Source organism: Pedobacter insulae (assembly GCF_900113525.1).
Lineage (GTDB): Bacteria > Bacteroidota > Bacteroidia > Sphingobacteriales > Sphingobacteriaceae > Pedobacter > Pedobacter insulae.
The window spans coordinates 22,273-39,420 of record NZ_FOPP01000006.1; the positions used below are offsets into that span (position 1 = coordinate 22,273).

Sequence of the window (17,148 nt, forward strand, 5' to 3'; positions counted from 1 at the left end):
ATGAACGGACAGGAATAATCGGTCAAAGGAAATTGAATGTTAGAATTCGGGATTCATCGAATCTGGCCGATAAATTACTCGAAACTTTCCCTCTGCCAATTTTGAACTCCGCACTGGGTTGGTTTCGTAAATTGCATACATCGTGGGTGAAAAAGTACCCTCGATGATATAAGCCGCTTTGTCGCTTTTATCAATTTTTGTAACTTGAACAGTATTTTCTTGCACTGGATGCTCCATTGTTGTGCTAGCGGTTTCTTTATCAGAACTTTTAGCCTCCGGATAGTAAAACACGCCACTCAGCATCCCATCATCATTTCTTATAGATGGATAACTCCCAACAGTTAGTTTATCCTTTGCATGGAATGAAAGATCTATTCTTGAACCATCTTCGGCCTCAGCGAAAATCGAAAACTGATGCCCCAATTCCTTATAGCTCAAGGTATAGGCTTTAAACTCCTTAGAGGGGAAAGCTTCCCATAATTTACCCTCAATTTTAACTGAGAAATATTCATCATCATTTACAATTGTTGCTGCAGCTTCGACCTTGTCTTCACTTTTGGTATTTGAATTACAGGCAATAAGAACCAAGCTAACTAGAAAGCTAGCGAACATACCTTTCAGGTTTAAGTTAAATTTCATGTTGTTTAATTTTACAATTAAACTTAAGTGCTAACCCGTAGATTCCATGAGATAATCTATCAGAGGCCGTAAATAATCGTTGAAGGGAAATTTAAGCAAGCGTAACCGTTATAATTGTGCCTTCTGCCGTACTGGTTATTTGTAAGGTTCCATTTAATGTATGCAACAATTCTTTAACAATCACTAGCCCATAACCAGACAATTTACTTTTCACATAGTTGTTGTTTAAAAGCTCGTCAATTTTTTGCTGAGGCATAATTTCCCCGCTATTCAAAATGGAGATAAAAGACTGCCCAGCATCGTTAATTCCTCCATTTATCAATATAGAAGAGTCATTGTTGGCGTGATTAATAGCATTTTGGAGGAGATTGCGCAACACGATTATGAGCAAGTTTTGATCAGTGAGTAAACTCTTTATAGTTAAATCGCCTACTTTAATCGTTACGTTCTTAACGCTTGTCTGGTTGTGAATTAAAACAATGGATTCCTCTATTAATTGATGAACATTGACTTCTTCGAGGTCTAGTTCAAAGTTTTCCATCTGACTTTTAGCCCACAACAATAAGTCTTCCATTGTGACAAGTATTGCGCTGGCAGAATGCAGTAATTTCTTTTGACGAACTAATTTTTCATCTTCAGAGATTTGTCCAGCATCAATCTGCAGTAATTTAAAAAATGTAAACAACTGGCTCACGGGTGCCCTTAAATCGTGCGAAATAATACTAAATAGCTTTGATTTGGTTTGATTGGAAACTAGCAACTGTGAATTAAGTAGATCCAATTGCTGATTTTTCTTATCCAAAAGGAGATTTACTTTTTGCTTATCCTTATAATTATACAAAATCATTGCAGCAATAATCAACACTAATAATACACTAATGAGCAAAATGGTTTTGTATTGCCTCTGTCGGATGAGCTCCTTTTCCTGTGCCTCACTTTGAGCATTTAGAAAATTTATACGTTCTTCTTTTTGAGCATTCTTATACTTAAACTCAATCACATTGATATCTTCCTTTGTTTTTTCTACATAAATGGCGTCTCTTAACAGATTATATTTATGATAAAACAAATTAGCTTTTCGATAATTACCAATCTGCTCGTAGCTTTGGGCAAGTTTCAGGTTGATACTTGCAAACACATCATTGCTAAAGCTATTAGAATTTGGAAGGGCCTTCTCAAAATAACTGATTGCTTCTTTATAGTTTTGCTGTTGATAGGTTAGGTTCCCCATCATATTGATAACCATCATAACCGCCTCCTTACTTTCCGAGATCATCCCTTTTTCGTAAGCTGTTTTCGCATATTTAATTGCCAGTGGAATGTTTGATCGTGCAAGATAATATTCGGCGAACAACCTATTGACATCACTGATATCCCAGGCAGATTCATAAATATCTACCTTCATTGTTCCGTAAACTTTGTTATAGTAAAGAGTGGCGCTGTCTATCCTGGAAAGATTTAAATAAGCTTGTTGCATTTTTTTATACAGTCTCACTCTTCCTCCTGTATAATTTACAAAATAAGGCTCGCCTTGTTTAAGAAAAGTTAAGGCCTTTTGATTTTGATTTAACCGCAAATACAAACTTCCCAACTCTGAAAAAGCTAAACCTAAATTAACTCTTGATTGGTTATCTTTTTTTTGTTTATATAGGAATTCTTTGGTGGTTAAAGAGCCTATTAACAATGCTATTGCCTGTGTATAAGAGCCCCTGTGTAAAAAATCGTCACTTAATGCTGATACAACTTTATCTTTTAAGTAAACATCCTTTATTTCTCTTCTTAAAACATTTAGTCTCTTCACATAAGAGTTTGTTTCTTCAACTTCACCTAAAAAACGGTACAAATAATTGATCTCCTGAATTGCGGATATCTCAATATCATACTCGTTTCCACGCTGCGCATTCATGATACTATTTCCTAGATAATATAAAGCACTATCATTGTTGAGCATAATTTTATAAGACATTCCTATGAGGAATTGAAATCTGGAAAGGTTTTTAAAATCGCTCTGCTTTGTAAAAGAAATTCCCTTTTTCGAAATCTTTATTAATTCATTGAAATCTTTTAACGTTCCCTTTGATTGGATATAGTTATATAACCGATAGCTATAGTTATAATACTCAGTGGCGCTATTTGAATTTGTGTTTTTTGCCAATCTCCCTATTCCTTGTTCAGCTGGAGTACTGATCGAGGTTAAGCAACATACTAACATAAGAACAACAAATCGCTGCATGATGAATTAATAGCCTTTCTTATTATTTGAAATCATTACTTAGCATTGAAAATTCTTTTGGTTTCTCTCACATAGGTCTTCCCCACTGGGATAATGATACAGCCCATGTCAATCGATTTATTATCACAACTCTTAATCTTATTCATAGAGACTACATAGCTACGGTGAATTCTTATAAATTTTCCTTCAGGCAACGACTCCATAAAATTAGAAAGTGTTGCCAAGGTAAGGTAAGATTTCTTCTCAGTTACAATCTTTGTGTAATCACCATAAGCTTCTAGATAAATCACTTCATTGGCATTCAAATGAATAAAATGATAGCCTTCCTTAAAAATGATCTTCTCATTTTCAAAGAGCACATCATAAGCTTCTGCTTTACCTTTTAGCTTAACAAAATCGACTATTCTTCTCATGCAGCTTTCAAATCTATCACCTTCCAAAGGCTTTAGAATAAAATCAAAAACTTTTAATTGGAATCCTTGCAAAGCGAATTCGGGATGAGAAGAAATGAAAACATTAATCGTTTCTAGGGTCGAAATAGACTTCACAAAATCAACACCATTCATTCCAGGCATATCAATATCCAAAAATAAAATATCCGGTTGATGCGAATTAATCGCACTCAAAGCATCAATTGGGTTACAATAACTTCCTAGAATTTTGATATTTTGAAAAGATGAAAGTTCAGCTTCAACAGCCATTCTATCTATATCATCGTCATCAACTACGATGCAAGTGAGTGCGTTTTTCATAAAAAGCAGATTTATAGGCACATAAACATACATAAAAATATTAGCTTATCCATCTATGTTGATAATTAAGTCAACATATTGCTAAAAATATTAGTAATTTTAAATTATGAACTTTGTTGAAGAAAATCAAAACAATTATTTAAACGGGCGAGGGGCTCAAATCAATACTGCTAATAAATTTCTCCGAAACACCCTAGCTAAAGAGCATGTTGAGGGCATAGATGATTGGGATGAACCTAATGAAAAGACCACTTTTATTATAGGAAAATCAAAGTCGATAGCGAATAAAGTCGACAGTCCAGATGTTGGCATGTGGTATTCCCTTAATCCATATCAGGGTTGTGAACATGGTTGTATTTATTGCTACGCTCGCAATTCGCATGAATATTGGGGTTTTAGTGCAGGATTAGATTTTGAACGAAAAATAATTGTAAAACAAGATGCCCCCCACCTCTTTAAAAAATTCTTGGAAAAGAAGTCCTGGGATGCCACTCCTATTTCGTTATCAGGAAATACCGATTGCTATCAACCTGCAGAAAGGAAGTTTAAATTAACCAGGCAACTGTTAGAGATTGCCTTAGCTTATAAGCAACCGATAGGGATGATTACAAAAAATTCGTTGATCTTAAGGGATTTAGATATTTTACAGGAAATGGCAAAATATAAATTGGTAATGGTTTATGTGTCAACTACTTCCTTGAATGAAAAATTAAGACTGAAAATGGAGCCGAGAACAACTACAGCTAAACAGCGGTTAAAGGTAATTGAGGAATTGAGCAAGGCTGGATTACCAACTGGAGTGATGGCGGCACCAATTGTTCCTGGATTAAATAGTCATGAAATACCTGCCATTTTAAAAGCCGCAGCTAACAATGGCGCTAAAAGTGCAGGCTATACAATCGTTAGATTAAATGGTTCTTTGCACGACCTATTTAAAGATTGGTTGCAAAAAAATTTCCCTGATCGTTTTGATAAAGTATGGCATCAAATCCAGTCCTGCCACAATGGAAAAGTAAACGATAGTAGATTTGGCACAAGAATGAGGGGGGAGGGCAACTTTGCAGAGATGATTCGCGAAACTTTTAAACTTCATTGTAAAATCAACAAGCTAAATACGGAATCTATTATTTTAAATAGAGGTTTATTTAAAGTGCCACAGGCTCAAATAAGTTTGTTCTAATAAAGAAATAAATCATAAAAAAGAGGCTCCCTTAATTTAAGAAAAGCCTCCCAACTTGCGTGTATGAAAAAAGTAGAATACGTTTATTTTACACCGAAAACATCAATCTCAGCTAAAAACGTATGGTTTGTACCAACCCGCTGAGGTTCTAAAGCTGTTACTTTCAGGTAGCGATATGCCTTTGCAGATGAAACTGGAAAATTCTGTAAGTCGTTAGAAATAATGAAGTTAAACTCGCCTAAACTTGTAAATGTTGCCCCATCACTGCTTCCTTCGATTTTAAATTTTTTCATCCCTACCGCGTTTGGAGTAGCCGCGTATCTGTTTGTTAAACCAACAGAAATCATTTTAACTTCCTTTTTCATATCTATTAAAACCCAATGAGGATAAGGAGTTACTACTGAATAATCGGTATGCCAAAAAGTCTTAGAATCATTATCTATCAATTTCTCGGGGGTGCCAGTAGGAGCAACATCAGCAGAAAAACTAGAGGCTGTGACTGTCCACCCCTCTTTTGAAACGGTTACCGCGGTAGATTTATCTTCGAAAATAACCGAGTCAGCTTTATCACAGGCCGTCACAAAAAATAGGGCACTTATTGCTAGTAAATATTTAATTTTTTTCATTAGAATATAATTTTAATGGTTGTCAATTTTAAGGATTTTGGATAAGCTTATTATTCTTATCTATTTCATTTTGGGGAATAAATGAGACTATTTTACTATCTCCTGGCTGTATAGTCTGGTTTGTTGAAGTTCCAGTTCCCGGATAATTCCTTATTAACGCTCTATTGTTTCTGAATAGATCGTAGGCTCGGTGCCCTTCGAACGCCAGCTCGTACCAGCGTTCATCCAACACTGCGTCTAAAACAGATTTACCACTTAGTGTTAATCCTGCTAGTGTAAGATTGGCAATTCCCGCTCTCGTTCTAATCCGATTAACATCATCCAATGCCAATTGGTCATTACCCAATTTGGCATTTGCTTCTGCTCTATTTAAATACATTTCCGCGAGACGTAAGTAAACAGGTGAACTTAGGTTTACGATGCCTTCTTGCAAACTGTATTTATTGATATAGTACATTGGCACATTCGGAGTAATTTTATTGTTCAATTTTACGACGCCATTTTCCATCAGCGGACTTATAAATTTTAATCTTAAGTCTTGTGGGTTTGCATTTAACGCATCATAGAATTTTTTAGATGCATAAATTTCTCCCCAGCCACTGGCAGCCTGATTTAATGGATTTCCACTTGCATCTCCACTGAAATACATTGAGCCTATTGATGAAAAGCCCCTATCTTCTGTCTTAATATGTCTAATGCAGAAAATTGTCTCTTTATTTCCATCAGGTGCACCTCTAAAATAGGTTGGATATTCACTGGAAGTCAACAGACTATATCTGCCAGAATTGATTACCTTATCAGCATACTCCACTGCTTTTTCATTATTCTCCATATATAAATAAACCCGAGATAATAAGGCGAAAGCCACTTCTTTTGAGGCAAATGAATTTGACTTAGATTGGCTCATAAAATCGCCGGCCTTTAATAAATCCGCAACTACCGCATCGTACACATCCTTTACGTTACTTCTTGCCAATGTTAATTTCTCTTCATCTGTTAATCCATCTTTTAAGATCGGCACGCCAAGGTTTACCGTTGGATTTTGTGTATATGGACGTGCAAAAATGCGTACCAAATTAAAATGAAGCATTCCTCTTATATACAGATTTTCGCCCTTCAATTGCTTTAAAGCTGTGCTTGCATTGTCATCAATGGATTCAATTACCCTATTGGCGGCACTGATTGATCTGTATGCGCTCGACCAAAAGTTTGCAGCATGCCCAGATGTTTTAATCGGAGTATATTTATAAATATTACTTAAATCGTCTGAAGAGTTTTGTCCCTGGGCAACTTCGTCAGTGGGATATTCAGTGAAAAAATAACCGCTTCTTACGTATGCTTCTGCTTTAAAAAGTGCATAAGTTCCAATAGTAGCTGTTTCAATATCAGCCTCGCTTGTTAAAGCCGATTTTTCATCAATGGCTGTTGATGGGTTAAATGTTTTCTTACATGCGGTCATACCTACTGCGAACAGGCAGGTAACTATCAGCATTTTCAAATATTTTGTTTTCATGAGAAAAAATGTTTAATTTTTTAAATAATGGTCTCGGCCTGGTTCAAAAACTATAGTGAGATATTAACGCCAAATAAAAATTTCTTACTTATTGGGTATTTGATAGATGATACTCCATCCCCTAACTCAACCTCCGGATCTGTTCCCGTAAATTTTGTTAAGGTCCATAAGTTATCTCCACTAATAAATATTCTTACCTTATTAACCTTAGCCTTGTTAAGCCAAGCGGTTGGCAAATTGTAACCTAGCGTTACATTGCGTAATCGAAGGTAGCTTCCGTTTTCTAAATATCTAGTCGAAGTGGCGTTTGAGTTATCAGCTCTGCCATGCACTGGCTTAGGATGAGTTGCCAAATCGCCTGGCTTTTCCCATCTGCTCCATCCTTTAGCCAAATTCATTTGGTTATAACTTTCATATAATCCATCACTGTCAAAAAAGAAGCGGCTGTCATTATATACATAGTTCCCGTACACAAAATTAAAAAAGGTAGATAGTGTAAAGTTTTTATAAGTAAAATCGTTGGTTAAGCCGCCGGTGAATTTTGGGGCGGATGATTTGCCGGTATAAAGCCTGCTAGCAGCATTATAATTAGTGGTATAGGTTAAAAATTCCTTTCCATCGGCGTCTTTTACTCTATTTTCCCATAGCGGTGAGCCCGTAGCTGGATCAACGCCAGACCAAACAGGCATAAACCACTCATCCATATCGTGTCCTACGGCAATAGGTTGCCTGGCACCGGTGCTTACTTCGGTACGGCCTTGATTTACCTCCAATACTTTATTTCTATTAAAAGCCATGTTCAAGTTGGTTTCCCATTTAAAGTCTTTTACGAAATTCTTAGTGGTTAAATTAAATTCAATCCCTCTATTTCTCACATTACCCACGTTCTCATACACGCCACTGTAGCCTGTCGTTGCAGGTAAAGGCCTAAAGAACAACAATGAGGCCGCCTCCTTATGGTAAGCATCTACACTCAAATCAATTCTTTTAAACAAGGTAATGTCTACTCCTATATTTGCTGATTTCGATTTTTCCCAAGTTAAATCTGGGTTCGCTTTTTGACTAGGTGCCGCTCCCGGTAATCCTGCATAACTAGCGCCAGAAGAAATTGAATATAGGCCTAAGGCCGCATAATAGCCAATACCATACGCATTACCTGTTGTACCATAGCTTGAGCGAAGCTTTAAGAAAGTAATCGCCTTGTTATTTTTTAGGAAATCTTCATTGCTTGCAATCCAAGAAGCCCCCAATTGGTAGAAGTTTCCATTTGGTTTATTGCTGCCAAATCGAGAAGAATATTCACTTACATAGGACGCAACAGCGTAATATTTTTCGTTAAAACTATAATCTACTTGTCCAAGATATTTACTGAATTGATAGGTATCATTACCGCCTGAAGGGTTCGTTACAATGTCAGTCGCAGTACTGAAAGCGTCCCTACCAGCCGGTAAATTTTTCACATTTGCACTAAGCGACTCTGAGTACCCTTGCTCAATCTCACCAACTGCCAACACCGCTAAACTATGCTTACCAAAGTTATTGCTGTACCTCAATCGGTTGGAGGTTAAAAATGTATTATTGTAAGAATTAGAGGCGTATGCCGTCCCATTGTTGGTAGCCCCAGACTTTGTCCTTTTATCATTAAAGCTGTCACTTCGATAGTTCACTAGGTTACCTCTATTGTAGGAAGATAAAGTTAGATTTTTAAGAACGTTGTAGTCTAAATTAATATCTGCACTTACGTTAAAACTCTTTGCCCTGGATGTATTATATTGTAATGTGTGTAGAAAATTATCCCTATCACGACCGTACCATGTTCCGTATCTAGCGTCAATGGGTGTACCATCTGGATTATACGCTGGGTCAAACGGCATGTTTACATAACTATCGTATAAAGTTCCTCCGGCGTTGTACACATCGTTAATGAAAATTCCATTTAGGAAACTTGAAATCTTAAATTTATCAGATAATTTTTGGGTAAAGTTTCCACGTAGGTTATATCCAGTTTTATCATTGTGGATCAACGTGCCCTCTTCTTTATAATAATTGCCGGAAAGATAAAATGTAGATTTCTCAGAACCCCCAGAAGCTGAAAGTGTATGTGTGTTTACCATTCCCTTTCTAAAACCAAGATCCCACCAATCTGTGTTATTATTTAATCGTTCAGGTGTTAATCCACTATAAAATTTACTTTGATAATCGTACAGTTCTTGTGAATTCATTAAACTAAAATTCCCTGTTGATGCCTCGGTAAAACCCATTGTTGTGTTATAACTTACTACCGATTTGCCGCTTTTCCCGGTTTTAGTCGTAATAATGATTACGCCGTTTGCCGCTCTAGAGCCATATAAGCCGGTCGCCGCAGCATCTTTTAAAATGGTAATTGTTTCCACATCAGTGGGATTGTAATTTCCACCTATGTTACCATCGACCACAATTAAAGGTGCTGTGCTGGCGTTGATTGATCCTGTGCCACGAACAATAATACTCGAGCCACTGGTTGGTGATCCCGAAGCGGTTGAAACGACTACACCCGGTGCGCGACCCTGCAATAAACTACTTACTTCATTAGAAGTTACATCCCTAAGCTTGTCGCCGGTTACAACAGAAATAGAACTCGAAATCTCACTTTGCTTTTTAGTAGAGTAGCCTACTACAACCACCTCTCCCAAACTTGTCGAGCTTTCTTCTAGTTCCACATTTATGGTAGTTTGACCTCCAACAGTTATCTCTTTTGGTGTGAAACCTATGTAGGAAAAAACAAGGATACTTGTCCTTTCTGCATTGATAGAATAATCGCCATTTGCATCTGATAAAGAGCCTATTTGGGAACCCTTAATCATAACAGAAGCACCAATTATTGGTTGGCCATTTTTATCGGTAATTTTTCCCTTAATTGTTACAAATTGAGAGTTGTTTCTCAATTCACTTATAAAAGCACTTCTTTTAAATGCCATTGATTGGGTGTTGGTAGTAAGCTGAATCGCCGTAGCAAGCAGCAATACTTTACCCACCTTGCAATAATGCTTTGCTTTGTTCGGTAGTATTGTTTTCATATAGGTTAAGTTTTACTTGGTTTAGTCGAATATTTAAACCAAACTAAAAATTTTGCATCCAAGATAAATGGCTCAACATAACGCAAACGTTTGATTGTAATAATGAAGGCGTTTTGAGAAAAAAGAGAATTAGAACAAATCTATGAAATGCTTAAAAATGGATATATTTAAGCCATCAAAATCCCAAATTGAAGTGAGAAAATCTCCAATACGAAAAGAAATTTTGTAAGTGTTCAATAATTGCCTTAAATTTTTAATATCGAGCGCAAAAAAAACAAAAAAAAAACAAACGTTTGCACTAAACTTTATTCAAGTTTTAAATTATCTGTATTTTAGGCAAGAAAAAGCCATGAACATAGCTCTTATTACCTACAACGATAACGGTTTTTATCACACGCTGTCGCCAGAAAATGAGGATGATTTATTAATCAAGTTTCTGAACTCAAAAGAATTCAATGTTGAAAAAATTGTATGGAATACTCCTGTGGTTAACTGGGAGCATTTTGACCTAGCGATCTTAAAATCTCCTTGGGATTACTTTAACCTAATCGAAGACTTTTACCAATGGTTAAGGGTTTTAGAAGAGAAGAAGGTGAAATTGCTTAACCCTATCGCTACTGTAAGGTGGAATGCAGACAAACATTACTTGAAAGATATAAGTGAAAGTGGGTTGGGAGTAGCTAAATGCATATTCTTGGAAAAGGGGATTGAAATTTCATTAAAAAATTACTTCAATAGTTTAGGCTTTTCAAAACTAATTGTGAAACCAGCCGTAAGCGGTGGATCAAAAAATACATTCAAGGTAACTTCAGAAAACGTAGCCGAAATCAATCTTCAACTCAACGAACTATTAAAAAAAGAATCGTACATTTTACAGCCTTTCTTAAAAGAAATTGAGGAAGCAGGCGAATGGTCATTTTTATTTTTTGGGGGCGAGTATAGCCATGCTTTGTTAAAAAAGGCAAAGGAGGGCGACTTTAGGGTGCAACACTCATTTGGAGGAACTATTCATCCGCAAGAACCACCAGTTCATTTAATCGAAACTGCAAAAAAATACGTAGATCAATTTGCAAAAGGTTGTTTGTATGCCCGGGTTGATGGGGTATTGGTAAATAACGAATTTCAGTTAATGGAGCTCGAGCTTATTGAGCCATTTCTATTTTTAGAAACAAATCCAAATAGTTACGAGAATTATTACCAAGCTTTGTTAAAGACCTACGAAGTTTTATAAACACTTCGTAGGTCTAATTTATCTAAGCACCTTCTTCTTTTTTCTTTTTCTTACCAGCGCTTTTATTTATAACGGTAATTTCTTCTTTTTCCTTATCGTAATCAATTTCAAGAGTATCTCCATCGTGAATTTCGCCTTTCAAAATTTCTTCCGCAATTGGATCTTCCAGATATTTCTGAATAGCACGTTTTAATGGTCGAGCTCCAAAAGCACTATCAAAACCTTTATCAGCGATAAATTCTTTAGCGGCATCTGTTAGCTTTACTTCGTAACCTAAATTGTGAACCCTACCAAACAATGCCTTTAATTCAATATCAATAATTTTGAAGATTTCATCTTTACCTAGGCTGTTAAACACAACCACATCATCAACACGATTTAAAAACTCCGGAGCGAATGCACGCTTTAATGCATTCTCTATCACTCCTCTGCTGTGCGTATCACTCTGACTAATTTTCGCTGAAGTCGAGAACCCAACTCCTGCTCCAAAATCTTTCAACTGGCGCGCACCAATGTTTGAAGTCATAATGATAATCGTATTTCTGAAATCAACTTTACGGCCTAAGCTATCAGTTAGTTGACCCTCATCGAGTACCTGTAATAGAATATTAAATACATCAGGGTGCGCTTTTTCAATCTCATCGAGCAAAATTACTGCATAGGGTTTTCTACGAACCTTTTCCGTTAATTGTCCGCCTTCTTCGTAACCAACATAACCCGGAGGCGCTCCAACTAAACGCGAAACAGCAAACTTCTCCATGTATTCACTCATGTCAATTTGAATAAGCGAATCATCGCTATCAAACATAAATCTAGCTAACTCTTTCGCTAATTCTGTTTTACCAACACCGGTGGGACCTAAAAATATAAATGACCCGATTGGTTTTTTAGGATCTTTTAACCCAGCCCTTGTACGTTGAATAGCTTTGGTTAATTTCTTAATTGCATCGTCCTGACCAATAATTTTCTCAGCTACGGTATCGTACATGTTCAATAGTTTAACACTATCAGTCTGTCCAACGCGTTGCAAAGGAATGCCTGTCATCATCGAAACTACTTCAGCAACGTTATCTTCACTTACTTCATAGCGTTTCGTTTTGGTTTCTGCTTCCCACTGGGCTTTTGCCTGTTCTAATTCTTCTAATAAATTCTTCTCAGTATCTCTTAATTTTGCAGCCTCTTCATACTTCTGGCTTTTCACCACTTTATTCTTCTCGATCTTAATATCTTCAATCTTACTTTCAATTGTAATGATATTTTCTGGAACGTGAATATTGGTCAAGTGAACCCTAGATCCCGCTTCATCTAAAGCATCAATTGCTTTATCTGGTAAGAAGCGGTCAGTAATATATCTTGTGGTTAGTGCAACACATGCGTTGATTGCTTCATCTGTATAAGTAACCCCATGATGATCTTCATATTTTTCCTTAATACGGTTTAAGATCTCAACAGTCTCATCAGGTGTTGCTGGCTCAATCATCACTTTTTGAAAACGGCGATCTAAAGCACCATCTTTTTCAATATATTGACGATATTCATCTAAAGTAGTTGCTCCTATGCATTGTATTTCGCCCCTAGCTAAAGCAGGTTTAAACATATTTGATGCATCTAACGAGCCAGAAGCACCACCAGCACCAACAATCGTATGGATCTCATCGATAAACAAAATAACATCAGTAGATTTTTCCAGCTCATTCATTACGGCTTTCATCCGTTCTTCAAACTGGCCGCGGTATTTAGTGCCAGCAACTAACGAAGCTAGATCTAAAGTAACTACGCGCTTATTAAAGAGTACCCTTGATACTTTGCGTTGAACAATTCTTAAAGCCAAACCTTCGGCGATGGCAGATTTACCAACTCCAGGCTCACCAATTAAAATTGGATTGTTCTTTTTACGGCGTGACAAAATCTGCGAAACACGTTCAATCTCTTTTTCACGCCCTACGATTGGGTCTAATCGTCCTTCCTCGGCAGCTCGGGTTAAATCGCGTCCAAAATTATCAAGTACCGGTGTCTTAGATTTAATATCAGATACCTTTTTTGGAGCACTAAAACTTTCTTCTTCCTGGAAATCGTCATCGCCACCACCGGCGGTACCACCTCCATGTGCTTCATCTCTGAAACCATTTTTATTTACCTCGACTTCTTGTTTAAAGATCTCATAAGTAATACTGTATTGCAATAATATTTGCGAAGCAATGTTGTCATCATCTCTTAAAATCGACAACAGCAAATGCTCCGTACCGATTAAATCGCTTTTAAAAATCTTAGCTTCAAGATAGGTAATTTTTAAAACCTTTTCGGCTTGCTTAGTTAAAGGAATGTTGCCTAAATTAACAGTAACACTTGAAGTACCGCGAACGGCCTCTTCAATTGAACGGCGAAGTTTAGAAGTATCAACTCCTAAGGATTTCAAAATTTTGATGGCCATACCATCACCTTCGCGAATAAGCCCTAATAACAAATGCTCAGCGCCTATATAATCGTGTCCTAATCTCAGGGCTTCTTCCCTGCTAAAAGAAATCACGTCTTTTACTTGTGGAGAAAATTTCGCTTCCATAATATGTGTGTAAACGGGATGACTCTAAACTATAAATTACTTTTATAATAATGGTCTCCCAGTTTATATATTTTATCAACAATTACGCCATTTTAGTGGATAAGGTTGCTACTTACCTTATTCTTTATTTACGTAATTAAATGGCAAATAGGTTTTTAGCTTTATTTAAAGCTAATTTAAGCAATGTATAGTAGATTTTGTCGGTTTTATGTAAGGTTTTAATAGCGCCTAATAACTGACATATTGCTAGTGAGGTGGCTAACAGTAGCAGTTTTGACAGGATCAATATAAGACATCATAAGATCCAGGTCCGGTTCTTTTTGGGGTAATTTTCGCAAGCTAGTTGTCTACAATAAGCTATGTGCCTATGAATACCTGAAAGAACTTACGCTGAGGAAAACAATTGCAAAAAAAATTAAATAGCTGATTACAAACTAAATACACCATTTTAATGAAATATTTCACAATTGATCAATTATTATATTTATAATTGCAGTGTACTACTTAACCAATACACTTAACATGATTACTATTCAGAACCTAACTTTTGGTTATCAAAAAAACAAACCTGTATTAGCAAACTTAAATCTACAGCTTGAGTCAGGAAAAATTTACGGTTTACTAGGTGCAAATGGAGCTGGAAAGAGCAGCCTATTACATCAGATATGTGGCATCATCTTTCCCCAATCTGGCAAAATTGAGGTCGATCAACATGAGCCAGCCAAACGTAAACTCGATTTTCTAAAGTCAATTTACATCTTGCCTGAAGAAGTTGATACACCCAATATTGCTATTAAAGAATATGCAGAGATCTACTCCCCTTTTTATGAAAAATTTGACTTTTCATTGTTTAATAATTTACTAACTGACTTTGAAATACCGGAGCATGGTAGTCTACATCAAATTAGTTATGGTCAGAAGAAAAAAGTAATGATCGCCTTTGGCATTGCCACAAGGTCTAAATATCTATTCTTTGACGAACCAACAAATGGCCTAGACATTCCATCAAAAAAACAATTTAGAAAAATAATAGCTAGTGCATTTGAAGAAGATCAGATCATCATGATTAGCACACATCAAGTGAGAGATTTGGATCAGTTGATTGATTGCATATTGATACTAGACGACAAAAAAATCATCCTTCAAGCCGATGTAAACGACATCACAGAAAAACTTGTATTTAAACAGGTTTTAGACCTCTCGCAATCAGCTAATGTGATTTATAGCGAAGGCGGGTTGAAAGGCCACGTGGTTGTCGCAAAAAACGTAAACCAAGAAAACTCCAAACTAGACATGGAGCTTTTCTTTAATGCTGTTTCTGCTGAAAAGAACTCAATTCTTTCCTTATTTAAAAAACTTTAATTTATGAGATTTTCATTTACCCGTTTTAATCATCTGTTCATGAAACAATTGAGAGAAAACAAAAAAGCTTATCTACTAGGACTAATTGCCTTACCTATTTTAATGGGCGTTGTCTCCTTAATCATGGCCTATTCCGGTAATTTTTCCGAAGACAATCAAAGCGCAGTCTTGGTTTTTGGCATACTCATTATTGGGGGATTTTTTTGCAGCACATTGCTAGGTGATTATGCGCTTAAACCAAGCGCTATCCGCTCGCTTATCTTGCCAACAACTAATTTAGAAAAACTATTTGTTGCCATTGTTTTTGGATTAATAATTTTTCCAGTCATTTACCTAGCTTTAGTCTACCCGGTAATTTTGCTGGTAAATTATATAGATTTCGAAGTTTTTGGCAATTTATACTTAACAGATCCCATTACAGGAAAGGGCTTGACAGGGTTTATAATTGGAACCACTTCAATTTTATCATTTGTACTTTTATGTTCTCTTTTTTATAGGAAATTCATATTCATCAAAGCATCTTTGACTTTTGTGTGCCTAATATTTCTACTGGTTGCCTCTAATAGTGCAATTGCAAATAAACTAATCGGCGATAGCCAACCAACCCAATTTACGAAAGATTTTAAAAAGAATATGGGGACTAAAGTCTTAAAATTTGAACTGACTGGTTCTAGCCCGTTTTCTCGTTTAGAATTTAGTGATGGCTCATTTCAACCATTATATATAGTGCTTGACAATACCATGGGCCGTCTACCTTTTATATTAGCCCTGTTAATTATGCCTGCTATGTTACTTGCTTGCTTTTATAGGCTTAGAGAAATTGAACTTTAAATCATGGACTTTAACGTTAATTTACCAATTTATTTGCAAATAGCAGAGTATGTGTGTGATAGAATTCTGTTACAGCAATGGCTGCCCGATGAAAAAATACCATCAATTAGAGAACTAGCAATAGAGCTTGAAGTTACACACAATACGGTTCTTAGAACATTTGAGCATTTGCAAAGTAAAAACATAGTCTATACAAAAAGAGGCCTGGGCTATTTTATAGAACCAAATGCACTTAATTTACTTAATGCTAGCAGAAAAGAACACTTTCTAAAAGAAGAACTTCCAAGTCTTTTTTACAAAATGAACATCATTGGATTTGAAATAGATGAGCTGGTAAATGAATTCGAAAAATTTAAAAATAAAAACAACTCTTAAATATGAAAACTAGTTATAAAATTCTAATAGCATTTGCTACCCTCATTTTTACAAGCTTAATTATTTGTAATATATCCCTAAAGGCAAAATACAAAAATGGAGAATTCGACATGGTGAAAGTCTCAGATGATATCTTTCAATTAAACAACTTAAAAAAAGTAATGCTAAAAGATTTTAAACATGTGGTGATAAATGGCGCAATTATCACGAAAAACAATAGGGAAATAACTCTAAACCCAAACTTTAGGATTAGCAGCAACAAAAATCAACCCAATACATTAGGATTAAATTCCAATCTTAAATCAATCTTAAAACAACGTATTAGCCATGACACACTATATATTTCCTTTCAAAAGAATAAAATAAATGAAGACAATCTGAGACGGTTAAACTTCAGCTTAATCATACTGCAAACTAATAACTTACAATCCTTAAGCGCAAAGAATTTAAACTGTACAGCTGAAAGCTTACAAACCGACAAATCATTTTTAGTTACTGCCGAAAAATCAGGAATCACATTGAACTATATACATACGGAATCTTTAACTCTTAAAGTTGGAAACAATAGCAGTGTTACCTTGTTAGATCAAAAAATAACTACCTTAAATTATGATCTTGCTAGGGGTTCTTCACTTAATCTCCTTAATAGAAATTTTGTCGGCAAAATTAATTGTCTAAACCCCTCAAAAAATATTAGTGAAACATATTTCGATCGCAAGTCCTTCGTCGCGGCGTATGCAGATGATAAGATAAATTAAAATGTGGAGTTCCACATTTACCATTATCTTTG

The 17,148-nt window shown here is 35.9% G+C and carries 13 protein-coding genes; 6 read left to right on the top strand and 7 right to left on the bottom strand.

All coding sequences use genetic code 11. The features are described 5' to 3' along the window. Window positions 1–39: 39 nt before the first annotated feature. From BM207_RS11115 to BM207_RS11125, 3 genes are all read right to left on the bottom strand, one after another. Complete coding sequence (locus BM207_RS11115; RefSeq protein ID WP_090994006.1) at window positions 40–639, bottom strand: hypothetical protein; 600 nt, start codon at window positions 637–639, stop codon at window positions 40–42. Between the two features lie 91 nt (window positions 640–730). Then, entirely contained in the window at window positions 731–2,851 is a 2,121-nt protein-coding gene (locus BM207_RS11120; protein ID WP_177217107.1) for a tetratricopeptide repeat-containing sensor histidine kinase, read from the bottom strand. Between the two features lie 56 nt (window positions 2,852–2,907). Then, window positions 2,908–3,624 carry a LytR/AlgR family response regulator transcription factor gene (locus BM207_RS11125; protein WP_177217108.1) on the bottom strand — a complete coding sequence of 239 codons (717 nt, stop codon included), beginning with the start codon at window positions 3,622–3,624 and terminating at the stop codon, window positions 2,908–2,910. 106 nt (window positions 3,625–3,730) lie between these two features. Here BM207_RS11125 and BM207_RS11130 point away from each other — a divergent pair, with 106 nt between their 5' ends. Beyond that, window positions 3,731–4,804, top strand: a complete 1,074-nt coding sequence (locus BM207_RS11130; protein WP_090994012.1) for a PA0069 family radical SAM protein — start codon at window positions 3,731–3,733, stop codon at window positions 4,802–4,804. A gap of 83 nt (window positions 4,805–4,887) precedes the next feature. On the opposite strand, the gene BM207_RS11135 is transcribed toward BM207_RS11130, so the two are convergent. From BM207_RS11135 to BM207_RS11145, 3 genes are read right to left on the bottom strand one after another with little or no spacing between them, the layout of a single operon-like run. Continuing rightward, window positions 4,888–5,430, bottom strand: coding sequence for a discoidin domain-containing protein (locus BM207_RS11135; protein WP_090994014.1), 543 nt, complete (start codon window positions 5,428–5,430; stop codon window positions 4,888–4,890). 28 nt (window positions 5,431–5,458) lie between these two features. Beyond that, entirely contained in the window at window positions 5,459–6,943 is a 1,485-nt protein-coding gene (locus tag BM207_RS11140; RefSeq protein WP_090994016.1) for a RagB/SusD family nutrient uptake outer membrane protein, read from the bottom strand. 50 nt (window positions 6,944–6,993) lie between these two features. Further along, complete coding sequence (locus tag BM207_RS11145) at window positions 6,994–9,999, bottom strand: SusC/RagA family TonB-linked outer membrane protein (protein ID WP_090994018.1); 3,006 nt, start codon at window positions 9,997–9,999, stop codon at window positions 6,994–6,996. Between the two features lie 349 nt (window positions 10,000–10,348). Here BM207_RS11145 and BM207_RS11150 point away from each other — a divergent pair, with 349 nt between their 5' ends. After that, complete coding sequence (locus tag BM207_RS11150) at window positions 10,349–11,230, top strand: ATP-grasp domain-containing protein (protein ID WP_090994419.1); 882 nt, start codon at window positions 10,349–10,351, stop codon at window positions 11,228–11,230. A gap of 22 nt (window positions 11,231–11,252) precedes the next feature. Here BM207_RS11150 and BM207_RS11155 read toward each other — a convergent pair whose 3' ends face one another. Then, the gene (locus BM207_RS11155; RefSeq protein WP_090994020.1) at window positions 11,253–13,790 is read right to left on the bottom strand and encodes an ATP-dependent Clp protease ATP-binding subunit; all 2,538 of its coding nucleotides are present in this window, start codon (window positions 13,788–13,790) and stop codon (window positions 11,253–11,255) included. Window positions 13,791–14,312: 522 nt separating this feature from the next. On the opposite strand from BM207_RS11155, the gene BM207_RS11160 reads away from it, so the two are divergent. From BM207_RS11160 to BM207_RS11175, 4 genes are read left to right on the top strand one after another with little or no spacing between them, the layout of a single operon-like run. Beyond that, a complete protein-coding gene (locus BM207_RS11160; protein WP_090994021.1) occupies window positions 14,313–15,152 on the top strand; it encodes an ABC transporter ATP-binding protein in 840 nt (279 codons plus the stop codon). 3 nt (window positions 15,153–15,155) lie between these two features. Further along, window positions 15,156–15,983 (top strand): hypothetical protein, encoded by an 828-nt coding sequence (locus tag BM207_RS11165; protein WP_143095947.1) that lies wholly within the window; start codon window positions 15,156–15,158, stop codon window positions 15,981–15,983. Window positions 15,984–15,986: 3 nt separating this feature from the next. Beyond that, window positions 15,987–16,358, top strand: coding sequence for a GntR family transcriptional regulator (locus BM207_RS11170; protein ID WP_090994025.1), 372 nt, complete (start codon window positions 15,987–15,989; stop codon window positions 16,356–16,358). 2 nt (window positions 16,359–16,360) lie between these two features. Next, window positions 16,361–17,116, top strand: coding sequence for a hypothetical protein (locus tag BM207_RS11175; RefSeq protein WP_090994027.1), 756 nt, complete (start codon window positions 16,361–16,363; stop codon window positions 17,114–17,116). Window positions 17,117–17,148 lie beyond the last annotated feature (32 nt).

What these genes read in the sequence shown, in the direction of transcription:
- BM207_RS11130 (WP_090994012.1), top strand. Translation starts at nt 3,731, where the DNA reads ATGAACTTTGTTGAAGAAAATCAAAACAATTATTTAAACGGGCGAGGG.
- BM207_RS11135 (WP_090994014.1), bottom strand. Translation starts at nt 5,430, where the DNA reads ATGAAAAAAATTAAATATTTACTAGCAATAAGTGCCCTATTTTTTGTG.
- BM207_RS11115 (WP_090994006.1), bottom strand. Translation starts at nt 639, where the DNA reads ATGAAATTTAACTTAAACCTGAAAGGTATGTTCGCTAGCTTTCTAGTT.
- BM207_RS11170 (WP_090994025.1), top strand. Translation starts at nt 15,987, where the DNA reads ATGGACTTTAACGTTAATTTACCAATTTATTTGCAAATAGCAGAGTAT.
- BM207_RS11145 (WP_090994018.1), bottom strand. Translation starts at nt 9,999, where the DNA reads ATGAAAACAATACTACCGAACAAAGCAAAGCATTATTGCAAGGTGGGT.
- BM207_RS11120 (WP_177217107.1), bottom strand. Translation starts at nt 2,851, where the DNA reads ATGTTAGTATGTTGCTTAACCTCGATCAGTACTCCAGCTGAACAAGGA.
- BM207_RS11155 (WP_090994020.1), bottom strand. Translation starts at nt 13,790, where the DNA reads ATGGAAGCGAAATTTTCTCCACAAGTAAAAGACGTGATTTCTTTTAGC.
- BM207_RS11165 (WP_143095947.1), top strand. Translation starts at nt 15,156, where the DNA reads ATGAGATTTTCATTTACCCGTTTTAATCATCTGTTCATGAAACAATTG.
- BM207_RS11140 (WP_090994016.1), bottom strand. Translation starts at nt 6,943, where the DNA reads ATGAAAACAAAATATTTGAAAATGCTGATAGTTACCTGCCTGTTCGCA.
- BM207_RS11150 (WP_090994419.1), top strand. Translation starts at nt 10,349, where the DNA reads ATGAACATAGCTCTTATTACCTACAACGATAACGGTTTTTATCACACG.
- BM207_RS11125 (WP_177217108.1), bottom strand. Translation starts at nt 3,624, where the DNA reads ATGAAAAACGCACTCACTTGCATCGTAGTTGATGACGATGATATAGAT.
- BM207_RS11175 (WP_090994027.1), top strand. Translation starts at nt 16,361, where the DNA reads ATGAAAACTAGTTATAAAATTCTAATAGCATTTGCTACCCTCATTTTT.
- BM207_RS11160 (WP_090994021.1), top strand. Translation starts at nt 14,313, where the DNA reads ATGATTACTATTCAGAACCTAACTTTTGGTTATCAAAAAAACAAACCT.